Annotated in this window: 1 protein-coding gene; it reads left to right on the top strand. The window is 70.1% G+C overall.

Annotated elements, in window-relative coordinates; translation table 11 throughout:
* Nucleotides 1–16 precede the first annotated feature (16 nt).
* Nucleotides 17–2,345, top strand: a 2,329-nt coding sequence (locus ABZ815_RS52690; protein ID WP_357711117.1) for an acyltransferase domain-containing protein, incomplete at its 3' end; no start/stop codon positions are given.

The following is a 2,345-nucleotide window of genomic DNA, read 5'->3' as shown; positions in this document are numbered from 1 at the left end:
CGGCTGGGGTGGGCTGGTGGAGGTGGGGGCCGATAACGGGCCGGCGTCGTGTGCGGTGTCGGGGCCGGTGGAGGCGGTGCGGGAGGTGGTGGCGCGGTGGCGGGCGCGTGGGGTGCGGGCGCGGGTGCTGGAGGCGACGGTCGCCTCGCATTCGGCGATGGTGGATCCGCTGGCCGGGGAGCTGTTGGAGATGCTCGGGCCGGTCAGTGCGCGGGCGGGCCGGGTGGCGGTGTATTCGACGGTCACGGGTGGGGTGCAGGCCGGTGAGGGGATGGATGCCGGGTACTGGTTTTCCAACGCTCGTTGCATGGTGCGTTTCCAGGAGGCGGTCCGGGCGTTGCTGGCCGATGGGGTGACCGGCTTCGTCGAGGTGGGCGCGCATCCGGTGCTGACGATGGCGGTGCAGGACATTCTGGATGACGCTCATGTTCCCGGTGTGGTGGTGGGGACGCTGCGTCGTGGTGAGGGCGGCCCGGACCGGTTCATACGCTCGATGAGCGAGGCGTTCGTGGGCGGGCTGCCTGTCTCCTGGCGTTCTGTCCTGGCCGAGCAGCCGGACACGGACACGGAGGCGGCGGCGGGGACGGGGACGCGTGCGGGCGCGGGGACGGGCTCGGGCGGGATGGGCGCGGGCGCGGGGGCGGGGGCGGGGTGTGTGGAGTTGCCTACCTACGCTTTCCAGCGTCGCCGTTACTGGCTGGATCAGCTTCCGGTGGGGGTGGGTGCGGATCAGCTGGGGCTGGCGGGTGCGGATCATCCGTTCTTGGGTGCGGTGGTGGAGGTGCCGGAGCAGGGCGGGCTGGTGTTGACGGGGCGGTTGTCTTTGGCTGCTCATCCGTGGCTGGCCGATCACGCTGTCGGCGGGTCGGTGATTTTTCCTGGTACGGGGTTCGTGGAGTTGGTGATCCGGGCGGGTGACGGGGTCGGCTGTTCGCGGGTTGAGGAGCTGACGTTGGAGGCGCCGTTGGTGCTGGACGCCGACACCTCAGCCCAGGTGCTGGTGCGGGTGTCCGGTGCGGGGGCGGACGGGCGACGTGAGGTGCACGTCTACGCCCGACCGGCAGGAGCAGGGACGGGGACAGGGACGGGGACAGGGACGGGTGCGGGCGCTGGGCTGGGCGAGGGGTGGCGGCGTCACGCCAGCGCGGTGATGGTCCAGAGCGAGATGAACGCCGCGAGCGCGACGAACATCGAAAGCGACAGTGTGGGCGTTGGTGCGGGCGTGGACGGCAGTGGTGGTGCGGCTGTTGATTTCGCGTTAGACGTGTGGCCGCCGGTGGGGGCGCGGGCGGTGGAGGTGGAGGGCTTCTACCAGAAGCTGGCCGATGAGGGTTACGGGTATGGGCCTGCTTTTCGGGGGTTGAAGCGGGCCTGGGTGCGCGAGGGAGAAGTGTTCGCCGAGGTCGAGCTCGGCGAGCGGGAGTGTGTGGATGCGGCCCGGTTCGGGGTTCATCCGGCGTTGCTGGATGCCGCCTTGCATGCCACCAGTCTGCCCGCCCACATCGACCAAACCAACGGGGCCGACAATCCTGGCGGGGCGGGGGTGATGTTGCCGTTCGCTTGGACCGGGGTGGAACTGCTGGCCTCCGGCGCCCGGCAGTTGCGGGTGCATGTCCAACCGGCCTCCGATGCCGGTGGTGGTGTCAGTATCCGGATGGCCGATGGCAGCGGTGCCCCGGTGGCGGTGGTGACGAGTCTGATCTCACGCCCTCTACCGGCGGACGGGCTGACTACCAGCGGGCTGCGGGCAGGTGAGCGGCCTGCGGTTGAGGGGTTGCATCAGCTGCAATGGCTGCCCATACCAGGCAACCCAGCAGTTGCAGCATCAGAGGCGGTGTCGGACGCGACACCGGGCCAAGTGATCGTGGTCGGCCCGTCCTCTGGTGATGTGGTGGCGGCGGTGCAGGAGGCTGGCGGCACTGTCGTGGGCCACTACCGCGACCTACCGGCATTGAACACGGCGCTGGCTGCAGGCGAGCCGACGGCCGAGACGGTGATCCTGTCCCTGGACATGAGAGCTCCCGCCCACGACACCCACGACACCCACGACACCAACGACACCCACGACACCAACGACACCAACGACACCAACGACGAGCATGGTGAGCTGCTGTCGCGGTTGCGTGTGGAGCTGGACCGGGTGGTGGAGGTGCTGCGGAGCTGGCTGGCCAGTGAGCGGCTGGCCGAGACCCGGCTGGTGCTGCTCACCACCGGCGTGGTCACGGTGGGGCACAACGCCGACCCCGGCAACACCGATCCCGGCAACACCGGTCCCGGGAATGATGGCCGCGAGTTGGTGGGGGCGGCGGTGCTGGGGCTGGCGCGGTCGGCGCAGGCCGAGCACC

It is taken from the genome of Nonomuraea sp. NPDC047529 (genome assembly GCF_040642995.1).
In the GTDB taxonomy this organism is placed as follows: Bacteria; Actinomycetota; Actinomycetes; order Streptosporangiales; family Streptosporangiaceae; genus Nonomuraea.
The sequence above is the reverse complement of the archived record's forward strand: the minus strand, read 5'-3'. Positions and strand labels throughout refer to the sequence as shown.